Raw genomic sequence first — 5,590 nt, 5'->3', positions numbered from 1 at the left:
ATGTTTCACTTCTGAGTTCGAGAAGGGATCAGGTGGGGCCATCATGCTATTGTCGTCAGCAAAGGGGGTTAGATATGAGTCTGTTTTTATTGTTTTTGACTTAAACTTTTGGGTTTAAATCGACCAACTATAACCTAACTGAATCAAGGTTAAAGGTGATATCGAAATATATATATTCTATAAGCTTAACACTTATACAAGATAGATTAATTAGAGCTTTCATACAAACCACTTGGGTGTTGTATGGTCAAGCCAAACGAGCAATTAGTACAGGTTAGCTACATGCATCGCTGCACTTCCACACCCTGCCTATCAACGTCGTAGTCTTCAACGGCTCTTTAGGGAAATCTTATCTTGAGGTGGGCTTCCCGCTTAGATGCTTTCAGCGGTTATCCCATCCGAACGTAGCTACCGGGCAATGCCACTGGCGTGACAACCCGAACACCAGAGGTTCGTCCACTCTGGTCCTCTCGTACTAGGAGCAGATCCTCTCAAATTTCCAACGCCCACGGTAGATAGGGACCGAACTGTCTCACGACGTTCTAAACCCAGCTCGCGTACCTCTTTAAATGGCGAACAGCCATACCCTTAGGACCTGCTTCAGCCCTAGGATGAGATGAGCCGACATCGAGGTGCCAAACACCGCCGTCGATATGAACTCTTGGGCGGTATCAGCCTGTTATCCCCAGAGTACCTTTTATCCGTTGAGCGATGGCCCTTCCATACAGAACCACCGGATCACTAAGACCTACTTTCGTACCTGCTCGACTTGTGGGTCTCGCAGTTAAGCGCGCTTTTGCCTTTATACTCTACGACCGATTTCCGACCGGTCTGAGCGCACCTTCGTACTCCTCCGTTACTCTTTAGGAGGAGACCGCCCCAGTCAAACTACCCACCATACATTGTCCTCGGTACTGTTATACCTGAGTTAGAACCCCGACATGACCAGGGTGGTATTTCAAGATTGGCTCCACAAACACTAGCGTGTCTGCTTCAAAGCCTCCCACCTATCCTGCACAAGTCAGGTCAAAGTTCAATGTAAAGCTGTAGTAAAGGTTCACGGGGTCTTTCCGTCTAGCCGCGGGTACACAGCATCTTCACTGCGATTTCGATTTCACTGAGTCTCTGCTGGAGACAGCGCTGCCATCATTATGCCATTCGTGCAGGTCGGAACTTACCCGACAAGGAATTTCGCTACCTTAGGACCGTTATAGTTACGGCCGCCGTTTACTGGGGCTTCGATCAAGAGCTTCGCTTACGCTAACCCCATCAATTAACCTTCCAGCACCGGGCAGGCATCACACCCTATACGTCCACTTTCGTGTTTGCAGAGTGCTGTGTTTTTAATAAACAGTTGCAGCAGCCTGGTATCTGCGACTGTCGAAAGCTCAAGGAGCGTGTCCTATCACCATCAACAGCGTACCTTCTCCCGAAGTTACGGTACCATTTTGCCTAGTTCCTTCAGCAGAGTTCTCTCAAGCGCCTTGGTATTCTCTACCTGATCACCTGTGTCGGTTTAGGGTACGATTCGTTTATAACTATTGCTTAGAAGCTTTTCCTGGAAGCATGGTATTTGCCACTTCACTGTACAAGTACAGCTTGCTATCAGATCTCAGCCATATTACAGTCCGGATTTGCCTAAACTGTAAGCCTACATCCTTTCACCTGGACAACCAACGCCAGGCTGACATAACCTTCTCCGTCCCTCCATCGCATTATAAACAAGTATCGGAATATTAACCGATTTCCCATCGACTACGCCTTTCGGCCTCGCCTTAGGGGTCGACTCACCCAGCCCCGATTAACGTTGGACTGGAACCCTTGATCTTCCGGCGTGCGAGCTTTTCACTCGCATTATCGTTACTCACGTCAGCATTCGCTCTTGTGATACCTCCAGCATGCCTTACGACACACCTTCACAGGCTTACACAACGCTCCCCTACCACTTGAAAACAAATTCAAATCCGCAGCTTCGGCTCCTAGTTTGAGCCCCGTTACATCTTCCGCGCGGGCCGACTCGACTAGTGAGCTATTACGCTTTCTTTAAAGGATGGCTGCTTCTAAGCCAACCTCCTAGCTGTCTATGCCTTCCCACCTCGTTTCCCACTTAACTAGGAATTTGGGGCCTTAGCTGGCGGTCTGGGTTGTTTCCCTCTCCACAATGGACGTTAGCACCCACTGTGTGTCTCCCGGATATCACTCATCGGTATTCGGAGTTTGCATCGGTTTGGTAAGTCGGTATGACCCCCTAGCCGAAACAGTGCTCTACCCCCAATGGTGTTCGTCCGAGGCGCTACCTAAATAGCTTTCGGGGAGAACCAGCTATCACCGAGTTTGATTAGCCTTTCACCCCTATCCACAAGTCATCCCCTAGCTTTTCAACGATAGTGGGTTCGGTCCTCCGGTGCCTGTTACGGCACTTTCAACCTGCTCATGGATAGATCACTCGGTTTCGGGTCTATGCCCTGCAACTATTCGCCCTATTAAGACTCGGTTTCCCTACGGCTCCCCTAAATGGTTAACCTCGCTACAGAACATAAGTCGCTGACCCATTATACAAAAGGTACGCAGTCACCCCAATAAATTGAGGCTCCTACTGCTTGTACGCACACGGTTTCAGGTTCTATTTCACTCCCCTCACAGGGGTTCTTTTCGCCTTTCCCTCACGGTACTGGTTCACTATCGGTCAGTCAGGAGTATTTAGCCTTGGAGGATGGTCCCCCCATCTTCAGACAGGATTTCTCGTGTCCCGCCCTACTTAATATGTTAATACTAGAATTTAAAATACAGGACTATCACCTACTACGGTCAGCTTTCCCACGCTGTTCTTCTATTCTAGTACTAATCGGCTTCTCCCCGTTCGCTCGCCGCTACTTGGGGAATCTCATTTGATGTCTTTTCCTAAGGGTACTGAGATGTTTCACTTCCCCTCGTTCGCCTCTCGTACAAGTACGAGATACCTAGCTTATGCTAAGTGGGTTTCCCCATTCAGAAATCTCCGGATCACAGGATATTGCCGCCTCCCCGAAGCTTATCGCAGGCTGTCACGTCTTTCATCGCCTCTGACTGCCAAGGCATCCACCATGTGCGCTTCATTACTTGACCATACAACCCCAAGTAGTCTTATCCTATAAATAGGGTTTGACTTCAAAGTGTCATACGCTCTAATTATGATAACGATATCACCTAATTTATACGCTTGATTCAGTTCTCTTATTACTTTTTGATAATCAATCCCTGGGATAACAACTGATGTCGTTAAGGAATAGATTATCAAGGTTAAAAAGTGCGCGTGAACACGCCCTTTCTAACCCAGACTCATATCTATGTTTTTAAATAGTTTCTATGCTCTCATCGAGTCACAGATTCTGTATAAAACAGAAGTAAATAATCAATAACGATCACTTAATTCTGTTTATCTATTAGCACCTAAAGCTTACAATCCGTTTATAGTGGTGGAGCCAAACGGAGTCGAACCGTTGACCTCCTGCGTGCAAGGCAGGCGCTCTACCAACTGAGCTATGGCCCCTGAGAAGCGTATAAACAAAGCACTGCTTTGTTAGCTTCGCAAGAGTAATTTGCTTAAAGGCAAATTGCTAATGGTTAGCTTTATGCTAATAAATGGTGGGTCTAAGTGGACTTGAACCACTGACCCCCGCGTTATCAACACGGTGCTCTAACCAGCTGAGCTACAGACCCAATTACGCTTATAATAAACGTAAGCTTAAACTAAAGAACAACTTGTTGTGAATTCTTGTCAACCGAATGTCATCTATAAGGAGGTGATCCAGCCGCAGGTTCCCCTACGGCTACCTTGTTACGACTTCACCCCAGTCATCAACCACACCGTGGTGAACGCTCCCCCGAAGGTTAAGCTATCCACTTCTGGTGCAATCAACTCCCATGGTGTGACGGGCGGTGTGTACAAGGCCCGGGAACGTATTCACCGCGGCATTCTGATCCGCGATTACTAGCGATTCCTACTTCATGGAGTCGAGTTGCAGACTCCAATCTGGACTACGATAGGCTTTTTGAGATTCGCATCACATCGCTGTGTAGCTGCCCTCTGTACCTACCATTGTAGCACGTGTGTAGCCCTGGTCGTAAGGGCCATGATGACTTGACGTCGTCCCCGCCTTCCTCCAGTTTGTCACTGGCAGTATCCTTAGAGTTCCCGGCTTAACCCGCTGGTAACTAAGGACAAGGGTTGCGCTCGTTGCGGGACTTAACCCAACATCTCACGACACGAGCTGACGACAGCCATGCAGCACCTGTATTCTAATTCCCGAAGGCACTCCCGCATCTCTGCAGGATTCTAGATATGTCAAGACCAGGTAAGGTTCTTCGCGTTGCATCGAATTAAACCACATGCTCCACCGCTTGTGCGGGCCCCCGTCAATTCATTTGAGTTTTAACCTTGCGGCCGTACTCCCCAGGCGGTCTACTTATTGCGTTAGCTGCGTCACTAAGTCCTCAAGGGACCCAACGACTAGTAGACATCGTTTACGGCGTGGACTACCAGGGTATCTAATCCTGTTTGCTACCCACGCTTTCGAGCCTCAGTGTCAGTATTATGCCAGAAGGCTGCCTTCGCCATCGGTATTCCTCCAGATCTCTACGCATTTCACCGCTACACCTGGAATTCTACCTTCCTCTCACATACTCTAGCTCAACAGTATCAGATGCAGTTCCCAGGTTAAGCCCGGGGATTTCACATCTGACTTATCGAGCCACCTACGCTCCCTTTACGCCCAGTAATTCCGATTAACGCTTGCACCCTCTGTATTACCGCGGCTGCTGGCACAGAGTTAGCCGGTGCTTATTCTGCAGCTAATGTCATCGTCCGTGGGTATTAACCACGGAGTCTTCTTCACTGCTTAAAGTGCTTTACAACCAAAAGGCCTTCTTCACACACGCGGCATGGCTGGATCAGGGTTTCCCCCATTGTCCAATATTCCCCACTGCTGCCTCCCGTAGGAGTCCGGGCCGTGTCTCAGTCCCGGTGTGGCTGATCATCCTCTCAGACCAGCTACAGATCGTCGCCATGGTAGGCCTTTACCCCACCATCTAGCTAATCCGACTTAGGCTCATCTAATAGCGAGAGCAGTAAACTGCCCCCTTTCTCCCGTAGGTCGTATGCGGTATTAATACGAGTTTCCCCGTGCTATCCCCCACTACTAGGTAGATTCCTAAGTATTACTCACCCGTCCGCCGCTCGTCAGCGAGAAGCAAGCTTCTCCTGTTACCGCTCGACTTGCATGTGTTAAGCCTGCCGCCAGCGTTCAATCTGAGCCATGATCAAACTCTTCAGTTTAATCTTGCTATGAAGCTCTTTAAAGAAGCTTCTAAACTTGGCTCATCTAATCTGGCAATTACGCTCTTCGTATGTTTTCATTTAAATGAATTAACTTTGAGTTTTCTTGCTGTCTTAAATGATAATTTTTATAGTTAATAACCTTCCCGAAAAGAAAAGATAGTCAACTTTATTTTTTAACATTCTGAATCAACAAAAATCCACACAAGTTGTTCTTTAGTTATGCTTTTAAATAGTATCGCTCTGCTGTCGTCCAGTAGAGGATTATTACACTAA

Annotated in this window: 2 tRNA genes and 3 rRNA genes; all 5 read right to left on the bottom strand. The window is 48.0% G+C overall.

Going from position 1 to position 5,590, the window contains the following annotated elements:
- A 5S ribosomal RNA gene (gene rrf / locus JMY09_RS14925) occupies window positions 1-60 on the bottom strand; the annotation flags it as partial.
- 183 nt (window positions 61-243) lie between these two features.
- Window positions 244-3,105: ribosomal RNA gene (locus tag JMY09_RS14110) — 23S ribosomal RNA — on the bottom strand.
- A gap of 348 nt (window positions 3,106-3,453) precedes the next feature.
- Window positions 3,454-3,529 (bottom strand) — tRNA-Ala (locus tag JMY09_RS14105).
- A 93-nt stretch (window positions 3,530-3,622) separates the two neighbouring features.
- Window positions 3,623-3,699 (bottom strand) — tRNA-Ile (locus tag JMY09_RS14100).
- A gap of 76 nt (window positions 3,700-3,775) precedes the next feature.
- Window positions 3,776-5,314 (bottom strand): 16S ribosomal RNA (locus JMY09_RS14095).
- Window positions 5,315-5,590: the final 276 nt, after the last annotated feature.

Origin of the sequence: Psychrobacter urativorans, from assembly GCF_904846695.1 — a bacterium.
GTDB classification, from domain to species: domain Bacteria; phylum Pseudomonadota; class Gammaproteobacteria; order Pseudomonadales; family Moraxellaceae; genus Psychrobacter; species Psychrobacter urativorans.
The sequence above is the reverse complement of the archived record's forward strand: the minus strand, read 5'-3'. Positions and strand labels throughout refer to the sequence as shown.